This is a genomic window from Massilia puerhi (assembly GCF_009861485.1).
Genome location: NZ_WOFW01000001.1, coordinates 39593 through 60138, shown reverse-complemented (window position 1 = coordinate 60138; position 20546 = coordinate 39593). Strand labels below are relative to the sequence as shown.

At 63.5% G+C, this 20546-nt stretch carries 16 protein-coding genes and 1 tRNA gene; 7 read left to right on the top strand and 10 right to left on the bottom strand.

Annotated features, from left to right (window positions below; genetic code table 11):
• Window positions 1-191: 191 nt before the first annotated feature.
• Window positions 192-1700, top strand: coding sequence for a PKD domain-containing protein (locus GNT67_RS00285; RefSeq protein WP_159627498.1), 1509 nt, complete (start codon window positions 192-194; stop codon window positions 1698-1700).
• 4 nt (window positions 1701-1704) lie between these two features.
• Here GNT67_RS00285 and GNT67_RS00280 read toward each other — a convergent pair whose 3' ends face one another.
• From GNT67_RS00280 to gdhA, 4 genes are all read right to left on the bottom strand, one after another.
• Window positions 1705-3486, bottom strand: coding sequence for a DUF885 domain-containing protein (locus tag GNT67_RS00280; protein ID WP_159627496.1), 1782 nt, complete (start codon window positions 3484-3486; stop codon window positions 1705-1707).
• Window positions 3487-3643: 157 nt separating this feature from the next.
• Window positions 3644-4771, bottom strand: coding sequence for a glycosyltransferase (locus GNT67_RS00275; RefSeq protein ID WP_229407862.1), 1128 nt, complete (start codon window positions 4769-4771; stop codon window positions 3644-3646).
• A 116-nt stretch (window positions 4772-4887) separates the two neighbouring features.
• On the bottom strand, window positions 4888-5838 hold the full coding sequence (locus GNT67_RS00270; RefSeq protein ID WP_159627492.1) for a radical SAM protein: 951 nt from the start codon (window positions 5836-5838) through the stop codon (window positions 4888-4890).
• Between the two features lie 343 nt (window positions 5839-6181).
• A complete protein-coding gene (gene gdhA, locus GNT67_RS00265; RefSeq protein WP_159627490.1) occupies window positions 6182-7525 on the bottom strand; it encodes an NADP-specific glutamate dehydrogenase in 1344 nt (447 codons plus the stop codon).
• 286 nt (window positions 7526-7811) lie between these two features.
• Here gdhA and GNT67_RS00260 point away from each other — a divergent pair, with 286 nt between their 5' ends.
• Genes GNT67_RS00260 through GNT67_RS00250 form a run of 3 tightly spaced genes read left to right on the top strand, consistent with a single transcriptional unit; the run spans window position 7812 to window position 10453 of the window.
• Complete coding sequence (locus tag GNT67_RS00260) at window positions 7812-8933, top strand: toxic anion resistance protein (protein ID WP_159627488.1); 1122 nt, start codon at window positions 7812-7814, stop codon at window positions 8931-8933.
• Between the two features lie 40 nt (window positions 8934-8973).
• Window positions 8974-9561 (top strand): TerD family protein, encoded by a 588-nt coding sequence (locus tag GNT67_RS00255; RefSeq protein WP_159627486.1) that lies wholly within the window; start codon window positions 8974-8976, stop codon window positions 9559-9561.
• Window positions 9562-9613: 52 nt separating this feature from the next.
• Window positions 9614-10453 (top strand): hypothetical protein, encoded by an 840-nt coding sequence (locus GNT67_RS00250; protein ID WP_159627484.1) that lies wholly within the window; start codon window positions 9614-9616, stop codon window positions 10451-10453.
• A 13-nt stretch (window positions 10454-10466) separates the two neighbouring features.
• Here the strand turns inward: GNT67_RS00250 and GNT67_RS00245 are convergent, their stop codons facing one another.
• Window positions 10467-12851 (bottom strand): VIT domain-containing protein, encoded by a 2385-nt coding sequence (locus GNT67_RS00245; protein ID WP_159627482.1) that lies wholly within the window; start codon window positions 12849-12851, stop codon window positions 10467-10469.
• Window positions 12848-13279, bottom strand: coding sequence for a helix-turn-helix domain-containing protein (locus GNT67_RS00240; RefSeq protein ID WP_159627480.1), 432 nt, complete (start codon window positions 13277-13279; stop codon window positions 12848-12850). Before GNT67_RS00240 ends, GNT67_RS00245 begins: the two co-directional genes overlap by 4 nt.
• Before the next feature lie 61 nt (window positions 13280-13340).
• Here GNT67_RS00240 and GNT67_RS00235 point away from each other — a divergent pair, with 61 nt between their 5' ends.
• Together GNT67_RS00235 and GNT67_RS00230 are read left to right on the top strand one after the other, a co-directional pair.
• Complete coding sequence (locus GNT67_RS00235; RefSeq protein WP_159627478.1) at window positions 13341-13895, top strand: hypothetical protein; 555 nt, start codon at window positions 13341-13343, stop codon at window positions 13893-13895.
• A gap of 53 nt (window positions 13896-13948) precedes the next feature.
• The gene (locus GNT67_RS00230) at window positions 13949-14491 is read left to right on the top strand and encodes a hypothetical protein (protein ID WP_159627476.1); all 543 of its coding nucleotides are present in this window, start codon (window positions 13949-13951) and stop codon (window positions 14489-14491) included.
• Between the two features lie 69 nt (window positions 14492-14560).
• On the opposite strand, the gene msrA is transcribed toward GNT67_RS00230, so the two are convergent.
• Both msrA and GNT67_RS00220 read right to left on the bottom strand, forming a co-directional pair.
• Window positions 14561-15076: a peptide-methionine (S)-S-oxide reductase MsrA gene (msrA, locus tag GNT67_RS00225; protein WP_159627474.1), complete on the bottom strand. Its 516-nt coding sequence runs from the start codon at window positions 15074-15076 to the stop codon at window positions 14561-14563.
• A complete protein-coding gene (locus tag GNT67_RS00220) occupies window positions 15073-15972 on the bottom strand; it encodes an alpha/beta fold hydrolase (RefSeq protein ID WP_159627472.1) in 900 nt (299 codons plus the stop codon). Before GNT67_RS00220 ends, msrA begins: the two co-directional genes overlap by 4 nt.
• Before the next feature lie 367 nt (window positions 15973-16339).
• Between GNT67_RS00220 and GNT67_RS02985 the strand changes: the two genes are divergently transcribed.
• A complete protein-coding gene (locus GNT67_RS02985) occupies window positions 16340-19597 on the top strand; it encodes a DUF4214 domain-containing protein (RefSeq protein WP_201447546.1) in 3258 nt (1085 codons plus the stop codon).
• A gap of 162 nt (window positions 19598-19759) precedes the next feature.
• Here GNT67_RS02985 and GNT67_RS00210 read toward each other — a convergent pair.
• Window positions 19760-19835: transfer RNA gene (locus GNT67_RS00210), tRNA-Phe, on the bottom strand.
• A 58-nt stretch (window positions 19836-19893) separates the two neighbouring features.
• Window positions 19894-20379 carry an acyl-CoA thioesterase gene (locus tag GNT67_RS00205; RefSeq protein ID WP_159627470.1) on the bottom strand — a complete coding sequence of 162 codons (486 nt, stop codon included), beginning with the start codon at window positions 20377-20379 and terminating at the stop codon, window positions 19894-19896.
• Window positions 20380-20546 lie beyond the last annotated feature (167 nt).

Here is a 20546-nt window from a genome sequence, read left to right as displayed (position 1 = left end):
AGTGGGAGGGATCGACATAGGATGAATAATTTAACAGTAAATATGGTCGCGTTCGTTACATGTAAGACAACGCCTCATAGCCTGTGCTGGTGTCGGCAAGATGTGCGATCGATGCCACAGCATTCATTGGCGTAGCGCAGAGGCGTGCAGGTTCCAGTGCCGGCGCCGATCGTGCGCGCCGGGTACGGCGCATGATCGAGTCCGTCGCCCGGCACAGTGGCATCGCGATCCGGGCCTGGTCCAACCTCACTGGAGTCAACATGGTTTTTGTTCGAACAATCCTGCTGCTGATAATGCTGGCATGCGCGCAGTTGGCGCCAGCGGCCACCCCTGCCGGCTACCGCGTCATCCATCTTGGTCCTGGCACGGTCGCGACCTACCCGGCCATCAACGCCGCCGGGCAGGTGGCGTTCACCCTGGTGAGCGCAGGCCGCACCTCGGGCTATTTCTACGATGGCAGGTCGACGCACGATATCGGCTCACTGGGCGGCGCGGCCAGCTATGCAAACGGCCTGAACGAGGCCGGGCAGGTCGTGGGCACGTCGGTCAATCGCGACGGCATCGAAAACGCCTTCGTCTGGCGCGCCGGCAGCGGCATGCTCGGCATCCTGCCGGCGTCCGACGGCGGCCGCTCGTATGGCTGGGCGATCAACAACCGGGGCGTGGTGACCGGCTCGTACGGCGACACCGGACGAGCGTTCCGCTGGAGCCTGGCGGGCGGCCTGGAAGACCTGGGCGTGACCCCGGCCTTTCCCGAGCCCGCATCAGGCCGCGTGCTCAACGATGCCGGCCTGATCGCCGGCGTGACCACCATCGACGACGAGATCACGCGCGTATTCGCCTGGACGCGCGCGAGCGGCGTGATCGACATCGACACGCTCGGCAGCGTCGAATCGACGCCCGTCGCGGTCGGGGCAGGGGGCGAAGTGGCGGGCAACCGGCTCGCATCCTGGGACGATGGCGGCGATCGCCCCTTCCTGTGGACGCGCGCGAGCGGCATGCTGGACCTGGGGATCGGGCGCGGCACTACGGCCTGGGTCAACGCGATGACGCCTGGCCTGCATATCGCGGGCGGAATCGGATTTGCCGATGGACGCCAGCGCGCGATGTCGTGGACGCGCCGCGGCGGCATGCGCGAACTGGGCACCCTGGGCGGCCGGACCTCGGTCGCGCGCGCCGTCAATGCCCGGGGCCAGGTGGTCGGCTTCGCCGAGAACAGGGCCGGGGCCATGCGCGCCTTCGTCTGGAGCGCCGGCGCCGGCATGCGCGACCTGAACCGCCTGCTGCGCCATGCGCCGCCGACGCTGGCGCTGGAGCATGCGCTGGCGATCAATGACCGGGGGGAGATCGTGGCCAGTTCGAATGCTGGCCTGGTGCTGCTCACGCCCGAGCGCGGGCGCCGCGGCGGGCATGCGGTCGGGCCGATCGTGGCGCCGCGCACGGTGGCGGTTGGCGCGCCGCTACGGGCTTCGGTATCGTTCGTCGATGGCGACCGGGTCGGCACGCGCGGCGTCGACTGGGCCTGGGGCGATGGCAGCGCGGCCCCGGCGCGCAGGATCGAGGAACGCGCCGGCGTGGCCAGCGCCAGCGCCAGCCACGGTTTCGCGGCGCCAGGGCGCTACACGGTGACGGCCACGGTGCTCGACCGTCAGGGTCGGCGCACCGTGGTCAGCCGCGAGGTCGAGGTGACCGCGCCCTAGTGGCTCAGCTTTTCTTCTGGGCCGCGATCCAGCGGTCGGTCGCCGCTTCGAGCACGTCGAGCGGCACCGCGCCGTGCGACAGCACCTCGTTATGGAAGGCGCGCAGGTCGAACGACGAACCCAGGGTTTTCTCGGCGCGCGCACGCAGTTCGCGCAGCTTCAGTTCGCCGATCTTGTAGCTCAGGGCCTGGCCGGGAATCGCGATATAGCGTTCGACTTCCTGCACCGCGGTCACTTCGTTCTGCGGCACGTTGTCCCTGAAATAGGCGATTCCCTGCTCGCGCGTCCAGCCCTTGGAATGGATGCCGGTGTCGACCACCAGCCGCACGCCGCGCCAGATTTCGGCGGTCAGGCGGCCGACCCACTGCCAGGGATCGTTGTACATGCCGATTTCCTGGCCCAGCATCTCGCTGTACAGGCCCCAGCCTTCCGAGAAGGCGGTGTTGCCGCCGAAGCGGCGGAAGGCCGGCAGGCCGGTCGCTTCCTGCGCCAGGCTGCGCTCGAAATGGTGGCCCGGAATCGCCTCGTGCAAGAAGAAGGCGGTGGTCGTGAAGTTGGTGCGGGTCTCGGGCTTGTAGGCGTTGAAGTAGAACACGCCGGGACGCTTGCCATCGACCGAACCGCGCTGGTAAGAGGCCGGGGCCGCGCTCACTTCGCGGAACGCTTCGACCGGACGGATCTCGAACGGCGCCTTGGGCACGCGCGCGAACAGCTGGTCGACCTTGGCTTCGACGCGCGGACGCATCGCCTCGTAGGCGGCCTGGATGTCCTCGCGCGACTTGAAGCGCAGCTCGGGCGCGGTATTGAGGTGCTCGAAGAATTCCTTCAGCGTACCCTTGAACCCGACCTTGACCTTGGCCTCCTCGAACTGGGCGCGGATGCGCGCCACTTCGCGCAGGCCGATCTCGTGGATCTCGTCGGGGGTGAGCGGGGTGGTGGTCGAGCGGCGCGCCAGGAAGGCATACCACTCCTTGCCGCCGGGCAGGGAACCGATGCCGGCGCTATCGCGCCCGGCCGGCAGGTAGGTGCCCTGCATGAAGGCCAGCAGCTTGCGGTTGGCCGGCGCGAGTTGCTCGCGCACCATCTTGCCGTAGGCCTCGGTCAGGCGCGCCTTGTCGGCGGCGCTGAACGAGTCCGGGAATTTCTTCACCGGGCCCATATAGGTGCTGGTCGCCAGGTCGTCGCTGCCGACGTTTTCCAGCTGCGGCAAGACGCGGCTGATCAGCGCCTTGGGCATCACGATGCCCTGCTTGATCCCTTTCTGCATGTCGAGGATCGCATTGTCGACCGCCGGCGCGTAACCGGCTGCGCGCTTGAGCCAGTTGTCATAATCCTGCACGGTCTGGAATGGCTGCGCCGAAGCGCCCGAGCCCAGCTGGGCCATCAGCAGATGCAGGCCCGAGAACTGGTCCACCGGCACCAGGTCGGATGGGAAGCGCAGGCCGTCCAGGTCTTGCTGCAGGCGATAGCGCAGCAGGTCATAGCTGATGCGGTCTTCCGAGGGCAGCGGCGCCGGATCGAACTGGGCGCTGCGCGCCAGGTATTTTTCGGCCAGCGCGCGGGTCTGGGCCCGGTCTTCGGTGGACGAGACCACGCCGAAACGGTCGTTGTAGCGGTGCTCGCCATTGAAAGTGGCGGCGATCGGGTTCTCGCGCAGGTAGTCTTCCCAGTAGTCGGCATACAACTGGTTCATTTTTTCCGGCGACGCCGGCACTTTGACCTGGGCGATGGCGGGCAGGGCTGCGCACAGCAGGGTGCACAAAAACAGGGGGAGCGAGCGGGTCATGTCTTCTCTTGGTGGTCGAGGCCAAGCAAGAATAACATGTCGCAAAGGCAATGCGGAGAAGCTTGCAGCAACGAGCATGGGCCGTGGCGCTGGAACACCACGTGTATCCTGGCAAGGCGCTGGTGCTAGTGGTCACCGTACCGTTTGCCAGCTGAACTCAGCCTACTGATTCCGTCTCGCAGTGCATATCGTACAAGGCCAGGTACTGCTTGACCATCTGGTCGACGCCGTGATGTCGCTCGACAAACGCGCGGCCCGCTGCGCCATGACGCCGCCCCATCTCTGGGTGTTCGACATAGTCGGCAATGACTTTCACCAGAATTCGGGGACATGGCGAATCCACCAGCACACCAGTCACGCCATCGACGACGATGTCTGGAACGCCACCCACTGAGGGGGCCACGACCGGCACGCCGCTTGCCATCGCTTCCAGGACAGCGACCGGCATTGCTTCGGACAGTGACGGCAGCACGAACAGCGAGAATGTCTTCATGATGTCGGCGATATCGTTGCGTGATCCGGGAGTACTGACGAGATGGGCAATCCCAAGGCCGGCGATTTTTTCTTTCAAGGACGTCAATAGCGGACCGTCACCAATGACGGTCAGCGAAAGTTCCGGCCCGTTTCCCCTGAAGCGATCCAGCAGGAGGACAAAGGCGTCGATCAGGGCGGCCTGGTTTTTTACCTCGCATATCCGGCCTACTGTCCCGATCAAGAATCGGCCTTGGGAAGGAGCATGTCCAGGTCCTGTAGGGAGTGATATCGGGGCAGGTGAGAATTTGTCGGTATCGACGCCATTGGCGATACGTCTGATTTTTTGCCGGTGCAGGCCAACGATGTTTACCAGCCAGCTTTCCAGGTCGCCAGATACTGCAACGCAGGAATGCATCAGCAGTCCCATCGCGCGGCGCAACGCGTTGTATTTGCGGCTGCGTCCATCGGCCTCATTCAGGTTACGGCCGTGTTCCGAATGCACGCGCACCGGAACGCCCGCCAACACCCCGGTGGCGGTGTATTCGACCGCACTGACGCAGTACGTATGCAGGACCGTCGGACGCAGGCGCCTGAGCAGTTTCCACAGCCTGATATGTGCGACAAGACCCAGCCCCGCAGGTTTGTCGAGGCTGAAAATGGGCGTCCCGGTCCCGGCGATTTGTTCCACGAATGCGGAATAGCCGCTGGTGCAGACGATGGCATGGCGGTACCTGTGGCGGGGCATGCGGCGGATGCACTCGGCGAGCAGTGTTTCCAGACCGCCGACATCGAACCGGTAAATGACATGCACGATGAGCGGCACCTCCGCATGTGCTGGATCGGCGCTGCCCGGTCCTGCCGGCCTTGCCTGTGCAGGGGCGGCCGTATCATTCCGTGTCCGCATGGTTGTTCAGGCCAGGCAGGCCGCTATCGACTGTATTTGGTGACGGACCTTGCATCGCGCATGATCCGCTCACCGGCGCTGCAGTGGCAGTTTGGACAATCGAGCGCAAAGGCGGCGCGCGAAGCGGCCGTATGCGCTGGCGTGTAGAGCATGTCGCGCAGGCGCATCTGGTGCAGGTTTCCGAGCTTGAATGTAACGTAGCACAGCTGCACCGTACCATCCGCGCCTACCCAGATCATCTCGCGCGCTGCACAGGGCACCTTCATGCCGGGCCCTTGCAGCAGCCAGTCCGGCATCGAGCGGATCGCTTCGGGCGTATGCCGGATCATTTGCGGGTATTGCTCTTTCAATGCGAGCAATTCAGCGATGACGACATCGATCGCGTCCCGATCTTCCTCACGGAACTGCAGCTCACGGTCGGGACCCTCGGTGAAGTAGGGCAGGGAATAATGGACCATATCGATCTGCAGCGTCGTGTTGTACTTGCGTGCAAAGTCGAATGCTTCATGGAGCAATGCCAGGTTACAGGTCTGGCGCCGTAGCAGCCAGTTGATTTGCATCCTGACCGTATCGCCATATTTGCGTCTGACGTCGGCAATACCCGCTTCCATCTTCCTGGCCCGTCCTGGCCGCTGGGTGTATTCGTCATAGGCGTCGCCGACGCCATAAAAGCCGATGGTCAGGTCCCTGAGTCCCGCCGCATACAACTCATCGATCCTGGATGAGAGCGCAACCGCGTTGGTCGTTACCACCGGAGAAAGACCGATGTCTCTGCAATAGGCGATCATCCTGGGCAGGTCCGGATGAAGCAGTGGCTCTCCACCATACAGGCGCACCTTGTAGATGCCGGCTTCCCTGGCGTCGTCGAGAACGTCGCGGACATGTTCCCAACTCAGCTGCGAACCCGGCATGAAGTCCCTGCCATATTTGCACCCCTGGCAGCGCAGGTTGCAATAGCTCGTCAAGGAAAGCATGATCAGATGGGGACTGGGCCGAATGACTGCAGGAGCGATTCTCCCGATGGAGTGCTGCTGCCGCAACATCCAGGTCTCGACTCTGGCGGTCGCATTGCGAACGGCTGGCTGGGAGCGCAGCGCAGTTCCAAGTTGCTGGCGCACGCCATTCCACACCAGGTTTGACACTCTCCCATTACCCATCGATAGCTACTTTCTCTCTGTTAATAATTTTGACTTAAGAGAGAGCAACAATTATGCCACGTGGAAAATAAGAGTCTATTCAGTAGCTTACGTTTCCACGTTGCATAATGTGTAAGAAATACCGACAATAACTATTGTCAATCTGGTAGTTTGCCGGGGTTCAGGTCACGCCTTGCGCCAGCATCGCATCTGCTACTTTCACGAAGCCGGCGATATTGGCCCCATCGACATAGCTGATGCTGCCATCGGCGTGCGCGCCATACTTGATGCAGGCCGCGTGGATGCCCTGCATGATCTGCAGCAGGCGGGCGTCGACTTCGTCGCTCGGCCAGGACAGGCGCTCGGCGTTCTGGCTCATCTCCAGGCCCGACGTGGCGACGCCGCCGGCATTGCTGGCCTTGCCCGGCGCATACAGGACGCCCGCGGCCTCGAACGCTTTCGCCGCTTCGATGGTCGACGGCATATTCGCCCCTTCGGCCACGCACAAGACGCCGTTGCGGATCAACACGGCGGCATCGTTGGCGTCCAGTTCGTTCTGGGTGGCGCATGGCAGCGCCACGTCGACTGGCACATGCCAGGGCCGCACGCCGGCTTCGAAGCGGCTGCCGGTGCGCTCGGCATAGTCGCTGACGCGGCCATACAGGTGGTTTTTCACGTCCATCAGGATCGCCAGTTTCTCGGCCGTGAATCCTTCGCTGTCGATCACGGTGCCGCTCGAATCGGACACCGTGATGACCTTCGCCCCCAGTGACATCGCCTTTTCGATCGCGTACTGCGCCACATTGCCCGAGCCGGACACGCTCACCCGCAGGCCATCGAAAGAACGGCCGCGCGTCTTGAGCATCTCTTGTGCGAAATAGACGGTGCCGTAACCGGTCGCTTCCGGCCGCATCAGCGAGCCGCCGAAGCTCAGGCCCTTGCCGGTGAAGACGCAGTCGGCCCGGTTGCTCAGCTTTTTCATCATGCCGGCCATATAGCCGACTTCGCGGGCGCCGACGCCGATATCGCCAGCGGGTACGTCGGTATCCGAACCGACGTGACGGAACAACTCGCTGACGAAGGCCTGGCAGAAACGCATGATCTCGCCCTGGCTCCTGCCCTTGGGGTCGAAGTCCGAGCCGCCCTTGCCGCCGCCCATGGGCAGGGTGGTGAGCGCATTCTTGAACGTCTGTTCGAAGGCGAGAAACTTAAGCACCGACAAGTTGACCGAGGGGTGGAAGCGCATGCCGCCTTTATACGGCCCGATCGCCATGCTGTGCTGGATCCGGTAGCCGCGGTTGACCTGGACCTGGCCATGGTCGTCCACCCACGAGACCCGGAACATCACCACGCGCTCGGGCTCGACCAGCCGGTCGAGCAAGCCATGCTCGGCATACCTGGGATGCTGGGCGATGAACGGCCACAGGCTTTCCATCACTTCGGTCACGGCCTGGAGAAACTCGCCCTGGCCGGGATTGCGGTCGGCAACGTGTTGCAAGAACTGGTGTACGGATTCGTATTTCATGGTGGTCCTAAAGTGCGCAAGAAAGTCGGAGTTCAGGTACCTCGCCATCGATGCCGGTGTGCGACCTCATGTGGGGGAGGGAGGGGCAGCGTCACCTTGTGGGATCGGCGGCGCCGTAGCAGGAAGGGGCGGATCGCCACCCGATGGACGACAACGTGGTTGAGCAGGTCGCTCGCGTTTCGCCAGAGGATGATGTTATCAGATGTGTTGACCGCCCCGAAATGCGCTATGCCCGATTGTCCGGTGGTAAGCTATTCATGTTGCCACTTCAAGCCGAGGGAATCCTATGAAACCGCTGTTCTCCTCCGACGAGGAAGCGAACGCCGCGCCTGCGGCGCCAGTGACGCCCGCTGCGGGATTTCCACCCTTGCTCGATCCGGCCCGCGCGCCCGATTCGCTGCCGGCCTTGCATCCGCAGGCAAGCGCGGCGCCAGTGGTCCGGGTCGACCTGACCGGCATCGACGACAAGGCCATCGAGACGCTGGGCAGCGCCGCCGGCCCGGGCGTGGCGAAGGTCTCGGCCAAGCTGCTGGGCACCGTGCGCGCGTCGGACGCGGACGTGTTCGGCACCCAGTTGAACGAACTGATCGCCACTTCGAAGGGCCTGGACCCGGCCAAGCTGCGTTCCGGCGGCCTGCTGTCGCGTGTGTCGAACATGTTCGGCTCGGTCAAGGAAAAGATGCTGTCGCAATACCAGGTGGTCGAATCGCGCATGGACACCCTGGTCGCCGAGATGACCCGCCATGCGAACGTGCACCGGGCGCGCATCCACGATTTCGACGAGATGTACAAGGGCCTGGAAGCGTATTACCAGGGCCTGGACGCCGACGTGAAGAAGGGCGAAGCCTGGGCCGAGCGGCTGCGCCAGGCGGTCGCGCAACAGGGCGCGGCGGCCAACGCCTTCGAGGCGCAGCAGGCGACCGAACTCCGGCGCCGCCTGGAGCGGCTCGAAAAGCGCATCGACGACCTGCGCCGCGCGATGCTGATGGCCACCCAGATGGTGCCGCAGATCCGCCTGTCGCAAGATAATGCGCGCGCCCTGACCGACACCTTTACCGATATCGTCAATGTGTCGATTCCGGCCTGGCGCAATGTGTTCTCGCTGTATCTGCTGCAGCTCGAAGCCAAGCAGAGCGCAGCGGTCGCCAACGCCGCCTACGATGCCACCGACGCCGCCTTCCGCGCCCAGGCCGACATGCTGCTTGAAAATACCGAGACCGTGGCGCGCGCCAAGCAGCGCTCGATCGTCAGCCTGGAGACCGCCCAGCATGTACAAACCCAGCTGGTCACGGCCTTCGACAAGCTCGAGCAGATCTCGAACGAAGGCCAGCAGCGCCGCCGCGACGAGCTGCCCAAACTGCAGGAGCTCGAGCGCGAGCTGATCGCCCGCTTCTCGCCCGGCGCGTGACCCACGAACAACCCATTTTCACCATTTACAAGGAAAGCTCATGTCGACGACGCTCCAGACTGGCCATCGGATCAACCTCGAAAAGACCGCACCGGGCTTGAAACGCGTACGTATCGGCCTCGGATGGAAGGTCAATGCCGCCGAGGGCCATGCCTTCGACCTCGACTCGTCGGTGTTCCTGTGCCGCAAAGACGCGGACGACCATCCGGTCATGATCAGCAACGCCCACTTCGTCTACTACAACCACACGACCTCGCCCGATGGCGCCGTGGTGCACTCGGGCGACAACCGCACCGGCGACAAGGATGGCGACGACGAAGTCATCACCGTCGACCTGGCCAGGGTCGACCCGGCGGTGATGGAAATGCCGATCGTGGTGACCATCCACGACGCCGAGCTGCGCAAGCAGAACTTCGGCAGCGTGTCCGGCGCCTACGTCAAGGTGTACAACGACGAGAGCGGCGAGACGATCGCGCAATACGACCTGAACGAGGATTACTCGGACAAGACCGCGCTGCAGTTCGGCTCGCTGTATCGCAGGGATGGCGAATGGCGTTTCCAGGCCGTCGGCGCCGGATTCAAGCTGAACCTGGCGACCTTCATTCGCAAGCTCGGCGGCACGGTATAAGACGAGACGCACCGCGAACCATGCACGATGGCAGCCACCGGCAAGCAGGCAGATGAAACACGGCACGCCCAAGGCATTCGATTTTGGCAACGCGCAAGATGACGCGGCGGGCAAGGACGAGCGTGGCAGTCTGCCCAAGGCGCTGTCGTTCGACGATGTGCCGGCGGCGCCGGCGTCGGCCGCCCTGACCAGGAAAACCGCGGCCCGGCCCTTGTTCGACAGCGAGGACCATCCGGCGGTGCGCGACGCGCTCGCCATCGTCCACGCCGACTACCCGGAGCTGTTCGCGCATGCCGAACAGCGCCTGGCCACGCTGTTTCGCCGCATCCTGCCGGTCAGGCTGGCGCTGGTGACCGACTGGGCCGAGGCGCCGCTGCTGGAGCAGGCCGCGCTGCTCCAGCCCATCACCGAGCTGGTGCTGAAGTTCTCGCAGATGGGCGTGCCCGCGCTGCTCGCGGCTGCGCTCGAGACCACCAGGGGGCCGACCAGCATGTTCGGCAAGCTGTTCCGGCGCCCGACCTCACCGGCCGAATACCGGCCGGCATTGACCTCATCGCGTACCCAGCTTGCGCAGCTGATGGCCGACAGCGAGATCGCGATGCGCAACCTGGAAGCGTCGGCGCAGGGCCTGGGCCTGCACCTGACCGTGCTGGCCGTGGTGTCCAAACTAATCGAAGACGCGCCGGATGCGGTGCTGGTCGATGCGCTCGTGCAGCGCCGCACCCTGATCCAGCAGGCGGTGCGCCAGGCCGAGCTGTCGGTGCGGCAGATGGGACAGGTGCGCCAGCAGGCCGCCGACCTGATCGGGCAGATATCCTCGTTCCTCACCGTCACCTTGCCGGCGCTGGAGATGGCGCAGGCGCAGGGCGGCAGGGAGCCGGGCCGCCAGTAGCGGGGCGGCTGGCCTACGCTACGGCTGGCGCCGCGCGCGTTTCGTCGAAACACAGGATGGCCGGCGGCCATGCCTGCGCGTCGATCCCCGCCAGGGCCGCCGCCATGCGCGCCGCCAGCAGCGCATTGGCTGCGGCGGGCAGGGCGACCGGCGGCAGGTGGCGCCTGCGGCTTGCCAGCCTGACCGTCGCAAGCCAGGACAGTCCCGCAGTGCGCTGCAGCGTACGTCCCATATCAGCCTCGGCCATGCAGGCCAGGAAGCTGGCAACGACTTCGGCTTCTGGATGGCTGTCGCCAAAGGTCTCGCGCAGCCAGACCACCACCGCCGGGTCGATATCCGAGGCCAGCAGGTCGGCAAAGCTTGCATCCCACAATGCCGATGGCGTCGAAGACAGCATTCCATGCAGGGCCAGCGGCGTGACATGGCCGCGGCGGTCGTGGCGCTGGCCATGCGGCGCAGACCGCCACCATGCGGCCACGCGTTGCCAGCGCGATTGCGCGCTGCGATCGCCGGCGACGCTGGCGCCCACATCTTCCTGCTGGCGGCGCAGGAAGGCGGGTATATCGTACAGCTCGACCTGTGACGCGGCGCGCATCTCGGTGAACGTCGATTCGCGCCGCCACACCGCCGGCTGCCGGGGGAACTGGCCGGCGCCATGCACCGATCCCACGCCACCCCAGCCGGCGGGCAGCATCTGGGCCACCTGCTGCAGTTCCGGCATGGCGTGCGCCTTGTCGCCGGCGGCGCGCTCGAGCGTCAGCAGGAAGCTGGTCTGCGGCGTCACCAGGCCATAGTCGCAGGCCAGCCGCGTGCGTTGCGCCTGCGGGAGCTGGGCATCGCCCTGCAGCCGGGCATGGATGGCCATGCGGGCAAGGGCGCCATCATCCACGACTGGTGCAATGGTCGCAACGCCGATGGCGTGCTCGCCGCCGTCGCCATCGCGGCCGAACAGCCGCAGTTCGTCACCGGCGGCGTCGCCGTCGACGCAGGCGTAGACATGCACGCTGTCGTCGTTGAACACACTGTCGGGCAAGCTCGCCCACTGCACGCTGCGGCCGCTGGCCCAGGCCAGGCGCAGCTCGCCAAGACGGGGCGAGCGCAGGCGCGCGAACATGCGCTCGATCGCCCCTTCCACGGCTTGGCCCGGCGCCACGAAATCGACCGCGCCCTGGGTTGCCTGCGCCAGCCGGCGCAGATGCGATTCGGACACGGCACTGCCGATCGCCACGATGAACAGCCGGTGCCTGGCGCTGCGCGCCGCGTCGATGACGTCGTCGATCGCATGGATGTGGCCATCGGTGACGAGCAGCAGATCGCAGGGCGCCGCATCGTCGAGGGCGAAGGTGGAGGCGAGGGCGGCGGCCATCTCGGTTCCGCCCAGGTCCGCGTCGAGCTCACCAATCCAGCGCGCCGCGCCAAGGCGCGTGGCGTCGGTCGCTTTCCAGAGCCGGCGGCCGCGGTGCTGCACGGAGTCGCCGAAACGCGATAGCGAAAAACGGTCGCCCTCGCGCAAGCCGCGGATGACCGCTTGCAGCGCCTTGCGCGCGGCGGCGATGCTGTCGCCCGCCATCGACCCCGAGCAGTCGACCAGGATCTTGGTGCTGATCGGCCGGCACGCCGGTTCGGCGCAACGCGGCCGGAATCCGGCCAGCACCATGGTCTGTCCCGCTACCGTGGCGTCGGGCGCGGCGATCGCCTGCGAGGCGTGCTCAAGCCCCTCCAGGGTGAGCACGAAATCACGGTCGAGCGCTGCGTTCTGGCCCAGCATGACCCTGGCGCCTGCCGGCGTGTTGCGCACGGCGATCTTGTGGCTCGGGGAACCGATGGTCGCCGTTGCAAACCCGCTTGCCAGCTGCAGTGCGAGCGCAAACGGATAAGTTGCGAACATGTCGTGCGCTGGCACTTGGTGCGGATCGAGGCCGCCATCGCGCTGCGGATTGCCGAAACGCGGCGCGATGACGGTCGGGATGCACAGGCGCAGCCCATCGCCTTCGAAGCGCAGCGCCTGCGCGTAGCGCAGGCATACTTCGCCGGTCTCGCCGGGGCCGAGATTGCCGAAGTTGAGGCAATAGCTGCCGTCATGGGTGCGTTCGAGCATGATGGCGGTGTCGCCGTCGGCCAGGGTGTCTTCGTAGCGCGCGCTGGCTTCGCGTTGTTCGACCACGCTCCCCGTGAGCTGGCGCTCGCCCAGGCGCACCGTCAGCGACAGCAGAACCGCGTCGGCCGGGAGCGGGAAGCTGTAGACCAGCTCGAGGTGGGCGGCGCCGGGGTTGCGGAACACCTGGGTGGCCGAGACATCGAGCAGCATGCCATGTACTTTGCCCTCCACCTGCACCCCGTCGAATACGGCCCGGCCGCCATTGCGTGATTCGAGTCGTGCGTGCCTGGTGTCGCTCATGGTGTTGGTCCTTGGTCTGGGTTGGTCGTTCCGGTGATGTGCGCGTGCAGCGCCATGGCGCCGGCCAGGAATTGGCGTAGCTGCTCGGGCGACAGGCCGGCGCGGCCTGGCTCGATAACGACGTCGATCCCATCGGCGATATGAATGTGGCTGCGTACCTCGACCGAGCCTGGCGCGCGCGGGCGTGGCGCAACCGGGGGTTCGTCTCCTTGCAGAAGGTCGCGGATACGGTCCAGCGACAGGCCGGCGGCCGTCCATTTCTTGATCAAGAGAAGCTGCTCGAGCTGTCGGGTGGAATAGCGCGCAGCCCGGGTTTCTCCCTGCGGTCGATCGACCAGACCGATCTGGACGTAGTAGCGCACGGTGCGCGCTGGCAGGTCGGCCAGGGTGCACAGTTCAGCCAGCGTATGACTAGGTGTCGAATTCATACAGTTTATTAAATCAGTAACGCTGTACGAATGCAAGCGAAATCAGGCATGTGATGGCACCTTGAACCTTGCGAGCGCTGTTACACTTTGCGATCCTCTTGTAGCGCCCATTTATCGGAGTACACAAATCCTGCGTCTCTTACTCAAAGCGGTCATCGCCAGGCCAAGGCTGGCCATCGCGTTTGCCTTGCTCATACTGGTCGCCCTGGCCGGCACGATGACCTATACCGGTTTCTTGGTGGTCGGCGTACTGGCCGATTATCTTGGCACGGGCCGGGTCGTGGCAGGGCTGATCCTGGGCGGTCTTTTTGCGAGATTTCCCTGGATACGCAATGGCAAGCTGCGCATCGTCGGCCTGTTGCCGAAGCCTGTCCGTCGACCACTCATCATCGGCATTCTCGCGCTGTGCGCGTTGCACTTTGGATGGCAAGGCGACGCAGCGCCCGCGTTGTTGATGGTTTTCGCCATGGCTTTCCTGCTTGCCTACCCCTGGTTGAGGCGCGCGGTGTTCGATCGAATAACAGCGTCCGTCTTCAAATTCGAAGGGGGGCGACCTCCCCGCAAGCAGACCGATGACTTTGTGATCGAGGGTGAATTCAGGGAAAAGAAAGAGTAGTCCACGCGGCGCGAGCTGATATGCTGCGCCCCTTATCCTCCGGAGCCGCCGCCATGACCAACGAAAAACAGCCTTCCGCCAAACAGCCAACCAGGAAGCCCGCCGCCCGCGTGGACAATCCCTTCCTGGACGCCGAGTTCTACAGCCGCATGCGCGACTACACCGAACGCGATGCCGCTTTTTCAAAGGAAGTCAAAGCCATCGGCGACAGCGGCGCCGGCAAGCAAAGCACCGACATTCGCACGGCGCCCTCATTGCAATTGCTGCGTGCAGTCGTCAAGAAGGGTTTGTCGCTCGAGACCATGTTGGGTCGCATCGCGCAAGGCGTCGAATCGGGGCTGTGGGAGCCATGGATGAGCGCGTTCGGGATCGAGATCCGCGGCGTCAACTACGCCAAGCCCGAGCAGCGCAATGCGCGCCTGGCGCTCGACATGAGCCTGGCGTGCAAGGTCAATTCCGTGTTCGCCAATGCGGGCGTCGTCAATTGGCGCAGCCTGGTGGCCCAGGACTGCGCGCAGATCCAGATTGAAAAACCGACCGAAAAAACCGGCGCCAGGGTCTACGCCATCTTCTTCCTGGATGCGCCGGAAAAATAAGGCGTCAGGGCAGGCGCTGCCGATGGTCGTGCAGCCCGGTCCAATCACAATGACCAGGCCGCGCCCGGCTTAGGCCGATTCCTGGCGCGCAGGCAGCTTCCAGCCCGGCCGGATGAAGTGACAGGTGTAGCCGTTCGGATTGCGTTCCAGATAATCCTGGTGTTCCGGCTCGGCCTCCCAGAACGGCCCTGCCGCTGCGATCTCGGTGACGGCCTTGCCGGGCCAGAGGCCGGAAGCGTCGACGTCGGCGATGGTCTGCTCGGCCATGCGCTTTTGGGCATCGTCGAGATAATAGATGCCGGAGCGATAGCTCATTCCGCGATCATTGCCCTGGCGGTTCGGCGTCGTTGGATCGTGGATCTGGAAGAAAAACTCAAGGATCTGGCGATAGCTGATCTGGGCCGGATCGAATACCAGTTCGAGCGCTTCCGCGTGCGTGCCATGGTTGCGGTAGGTGGCGTTGGGCACGTCTCCGCCGGTGTAGCCGACGCGCGTCGACAGCACGCCGGGAATACGCCGCAGCAGTTCTTCCATGCCCCAGAAGCAGCCGCCGGCCAGGATGGCGGTTTCAGTTTGCGGTGTCATTGATTGTCCTTTGCATGAATGAGTGATGGGCCAAGAGCGCCTATCTTCCCACGTTGCTCGGTTCTTCGCTGTGCATGGTGCTCATGCGAGAGACCGGCTGCGGCATCGGTGCGCGCACCGGCGAGCGCACTCAGGATCAACTCGACGGTCTGGGCCGGCGCATCCCAGTGCGGGAAGTGGCCACAGCGATCGAACCAGTGCAGTTGAGCATCCGGGAACAAGGCCAGCGCGCGCGCCGCTTGACGCGGAAAGCAGACCCGGTCACGCCGTCCCCAGCCAATGACGAGCGGATGCGCGATGCTGTTGCGCGGGGCGCCTTGCTGCTCTTCGCCGTAGGCGAGTTCGGCCAGCAATTCATCGAACGCGGGCGAGGCCACATAGCTGCACAATTCATCGCTCACGGTGTCCGGCGCCAGCCTTGTCGGCCGGGCAGAAAATTGTGCCAGCAGCAAAGCGCGGCCAAGTGGATTGGCGCAAATTGCCGGCAATACGGGGCGCAGCAGGCGCAGCAGCCGGATCGACAGGTAGATCGAGCTGAAGAACGCGTGACGCTCCCATCCTTGCCAGAAGCCGCCTGGATTGAGCGCCACCACGCCGCCGACGCTGCCACCGCGTCGCGCCAGTTCCAGCACCAGCCGGGCGCCCATCGAACTGCCGACCGCGTCGATGCCGCTCAAGCCATTGGCATGCAGGAAGGCTGCGGTCTCATCGGCCAAAGTGCGGATCGAGGTTTCGCCGGCCAGCCTCGGCGTCTGCCCAAAGCCGGGCAAGTCCACCGCGATGACTTCGCGCCGCGTAGCAAGATCGGCCAGGATGGGATTCCAGCTTTGCCAATGGCCGCCCAGGCCGTGAATCAATAGCAAAGGCTTGCCAGTGCCGCGACGAATGTGATGCATGGTCGATCCTCCCGGCGCACGGGTGTGCGTATGCTGCAAGCCTACCTGAGCGGGTACGAGGGCTGCGTTCGTTAGGAATGCTGGTCCACGGCGAATTGCCTGGTTGCGATCCGCAATCGCTCGCTCGCCCGCTGCGCGCAGGGCATGACAACCACACAATGCCACCGGCGAATCGTCAATTGACGCCCCCAATTTCTCGTGCACAGCGACGAAAAAAGGTCGTCGTGACGCCTTGACAATCTGTGTTATTTGCCCCACAGAAATCCTTGAAAGTATCGTTTGTTGTCGGGAAATTGAGGAGCAATGCCTATAATCGTGCCACTCGGCAATACTTCCTATCCCTTTTCTCTCTCCTCTGCCCACGATCATGTCCATCCAAGAGAACCATAGCTCCATCGCCAGTTCCTTTTACCTAGCGTTTTATGGCCGTCCAGCTGACCCGGATGGGCTGAAGTTCTGGTCGCAGCAAATTGCCAATGCCAACGGCGACCTCAGTGCGATTGCCGATGCGTTTGCCACGTCGAGCGAGGCACAGGCGCGGTTTGGCGACAGCACTACGGCTGACCGGATCAGCGACATCTACCAGCAGTTGTTCAACCGTGCACCTGACCCGGTGGGGAAGGCGTTCTGGATTGACGCCGTCAGTAACGGCCATGCCAGCATGAGCGATGTGGCCATTGCGATTCTTAATGGCGCCCAGGGCACGGACCAATCGCTGGTTGACATGCGACAGCGAGCAATTGAAACGTTCACCGCCCAGGTCGACGCTTCGGGCAGCGATTACTCCGGCCTTGCCGCGGTCGAGGCGGCACGCATTCTGGTGCGCGCCGTGACACTCGAGACCAGCGCCGGCGATGTCGCCGCCCTTATCAACTCAACCGTGCAGTTTGCCGCGATCGCCACCAGGACACCTGCCGTCGTCGAAGCCATCGCCTCTGGTACCAATGGCTTGCTGGCATTGTTCGACACGGCACGTGGGGCGAGTAATCCAGTGGTCCTGGCCGAAGCGTTGAGCAATATGGCAACGGCTGCCGCCGATAATCCCGCGACCCTTGGCGCATTGCTGCGCGACGGCGGCATGGCCCGGGTGCTGAAAGACCTGCCCGCGGCCACATCGCTGCAGGACGTGGTCAAGGCGCTGGCCGAAGGCGGCATGCCAGCGGCGATCGAGCTCATCAATGCCCCGGCGCCGGTGATTCCGCCGACGCCAACGCCGACGCCAACGCCAACGCCAACGCCAACGCCGACGCCAACACCGACGCCGACGCCAACACCGACGCCAACGCCAACGCCTGACCCTCAGCCAGAACCGGAACCGGAACCGGAACCGGAACCGGAACCGGAACCGGAACCGGAACCGATTTTCGCGCTGGACATCGCTTTCAAGGGCGTTACCCAAGGCGCGCACGATACCAGGATCGATGGCGTTACCAATGTCGAGAAGGTCCAGGTCCAGTTCAGCTATACAGGCAGGGATCTCGGCAACAACCAGCATTTTGAATTCAGCACCGATGGCGTGCAGTGGAGTAAAGCCAATATCACGGTGTCAGAGGCCGAGAATATCGTTACCGTTGACGGCGTCAACCTGGGACTCGGCAAGCCGATGCTGCGTCCCGGCAACCCATTAGGTCTCGATAACGGAATGGATAACCTGTATACGACAGCTTATCTTCGGGCGGTCGACGCAAGCGGCGCCACGACGCCTGTGGTATCGAGGCAGATTTCCTACGACCGTTATGAAAACGCGCCTCATGTAAGCCTGGTCAACGATACGAATCGCTGGGACAAGATCACGTCGGACGGTGAATATGTGGTGGAAAGCGTTGCTCCGGATTCCATCGTGGAATACTGGATCGGTGATGCACCGGTGACAGGTGACACCTCCGGCAAAGCCTGGAGCAAGGATGCACCTGTCCCGCATGAAGGCGTGAATAACTTCGCCGTACGCGCGACCGATACGAGTGGCAACGTCAGTAAAAGCACGCAAGTGACCTTCACGGTCGATACCCTGGCCCCAACCGCGCCAGTCATTGCGCTCGTGCATGACAACGGTGCCGATGCGACCGATTTCATCACCGGCATCCCTAAAGTGGCGATCTCCGGCCTGGAGACCGCACAGCATTCATTTTGGGAATTCAGCGTCGACGGTGGCGCGAGTTGGAGATCCGCACCTCAAGGCACTAACCCCGGCGATACGGTACTCGACCTGAAGGATTATGGATTCCGCACGTTTGAACTGTTGGTGCGTCAGTACGACGTCGCTGGCAACCTCAGCGATGTATCGAACCTGCTCGAATTTACATATGACACCACGTTGCCAGCGGGAGAACTGAGTTTCCATCGCGTTGAAGCGCCGCGCTTTGCCAATAACACGACTGAGCTGAGCACGGCCGACGTCTATTTCAGGTTTGGCAGCGATCAGGAAGTAAGTGGGTTCGAGTACCGCCTGGACGATGGAGAATGGATTGCACTCGATGGCGACGCCTATCACAGTGCCTCTCAAATTCTGACGATCAGCCAGGTCGACCTGAGCCTGGCTGACCGCACCGTCGAGGTCCGTGTCGTCGATGCCTTGGGCCAGAAGGGCACGCCTGTGCGCCAGCTGATTGACAGCATTGTCAACAATGTGGCGGAGCGATCGGAGCTGACAGAGATCTCTCCCGACATGAGCGGCACCAATGGCCAGATCGTTTTCTCCTCCACCCCGCATTGGATCAGGTCCAATCAGGATGAAGGCGCTGACGCCGGCTTTGCCAACCGGGCGACTTTTGGCCTGCACGACCTGAGCACCGGCACGGCGCTGCCCACCGCGATCGACTACACCGACGGTGCGTCTTTCGGAATGGTGAACGAGACGCTGCACCTGGACGGTACGCCGGCGCTCGATTTGTACCAGCTCAGCTGGAAGGACGATACCTTCCTGACCAACGGCCCTTCGTATATCGGCTACCTGGCCGCGGGTAGCGCCGCCTTCGCCGGTGGCGTGCTTGGCGCGATGACTGTCAAAGGTTTTGCTGTCGAGGTCGCCCCACTCACCGGTGATGTCAATCACGGTGGCTGGGACTGGGTCAACACGGCCTTCATCGACGATGGTCAGTCGACCGCACGCGTGAGCACCGGCGGCGGCATGGATGTGGTTTCCGACAATGGCGGTACGCTCACTATTGCGTACACGTTCTTCGGATCGGCAGACTATGACGTCATCCTCGGTTTCGACAGTGGCAATGATGTCATCGAGATCAGCGGGCAGGCTGCCCAATCGCTTGATGATGATAAGGACGGCGTCATCGACTGGATCAGTGGCAGCGGCAAGATCATCGTTGGCAGCAGCGAAGCGGTCGCCTTGAAGACCGACGGCGCCATGTCAAGCGAATGGTGGGACGTGGAAGGCAGCCCGACGCTCGAGACGCTGAATGCGGGTCTCGATGTGAGCGGCGTGCAGTTGCGCGACGACTTGCTGATGCTCGTCAGCGGCGAGGATTACGCTGCGCTGTTTTACTATTACAACGTCGATAGCAACGGCAGGATCGATGAAGACGAACTAATGTTGGTCAGTGTTTTCGATAACAACGGCATCCAGACGAGCGACATCCAATTGCTTGGCGTTGACGTGACGCCGGCGTAATGGATCAGCGGCAGCGCGGCAGACAAGTAACACTGAGCGCTGCCGAGTTGACCGCCATTGCGCCATTGGGTAAGGCGATGGGCGTTGCTGCGAGCAAGCACGACGATCCTTAGAAGCGACAACGCCAACCTGCATGGGTTGGCGTTGTGCTTGGGATATTCTTGGTGGCCCGGGGCGGAATCGAACCACCGACACAAGGATTTTCAATCCTCTGCTCTACCAACTGAGCTACCAGGCCAAGAGCCCGCAATTATAGCAGCGTTTGCGCTGGATAAACAATCCCGTCGCGCCGACGCCTATCCCTTGGCCGCGATCCGCTGCGCATGATCCCGTTCCAGCGCCAGCCGCGACTCGCGCCGGCCCTTGGCTTCCTCGAAGCGGCGCACCTCGTCCGGCGACGATGACTCCAGCGGCGGAATCGCCGCGGGCTTCTTGTCATCCCCCACCGCCACCATGGTGAAGAAGCAGCTATTTACATGGCGCACCACCTTGCTGCGGATGTCCTCGGCAATCACCTTGATCCCGATTTCCATCGAGCTGCGGCCGGTGTAGTTGACCGCCGCCAGGAAAGTCACCAGCTCGCCCACATGGATCGGTTGGCGGAACGTCACCTGGTCGACGCTCATTGTCACCACATAGCGGCCGGCATAGCGGCTGGCGCAGGCGTAGGCAACCTGGTCGAGCAGTTTCAGGATGGTGCCGCCGTGCACATTGCCGGAGAAATTGGCGGTGTCGGGCGTCATCAACACCGTCATGCTGAGCTGGTGGGAGGGCAGGTTCATGGTCGCGTGTCGTTACAAGAATGAATCGGTACTTGATGTTGCCTTAGAAACTGCTACGCGGCAAGGCCGACCGTTGGCGGAGCCCCGGATTCAAGCGCATCAAAACACGCATATCAAAATGCAAATAAAATCGTAGGCATCGACATACGATTCGGATAGGCTCGGCA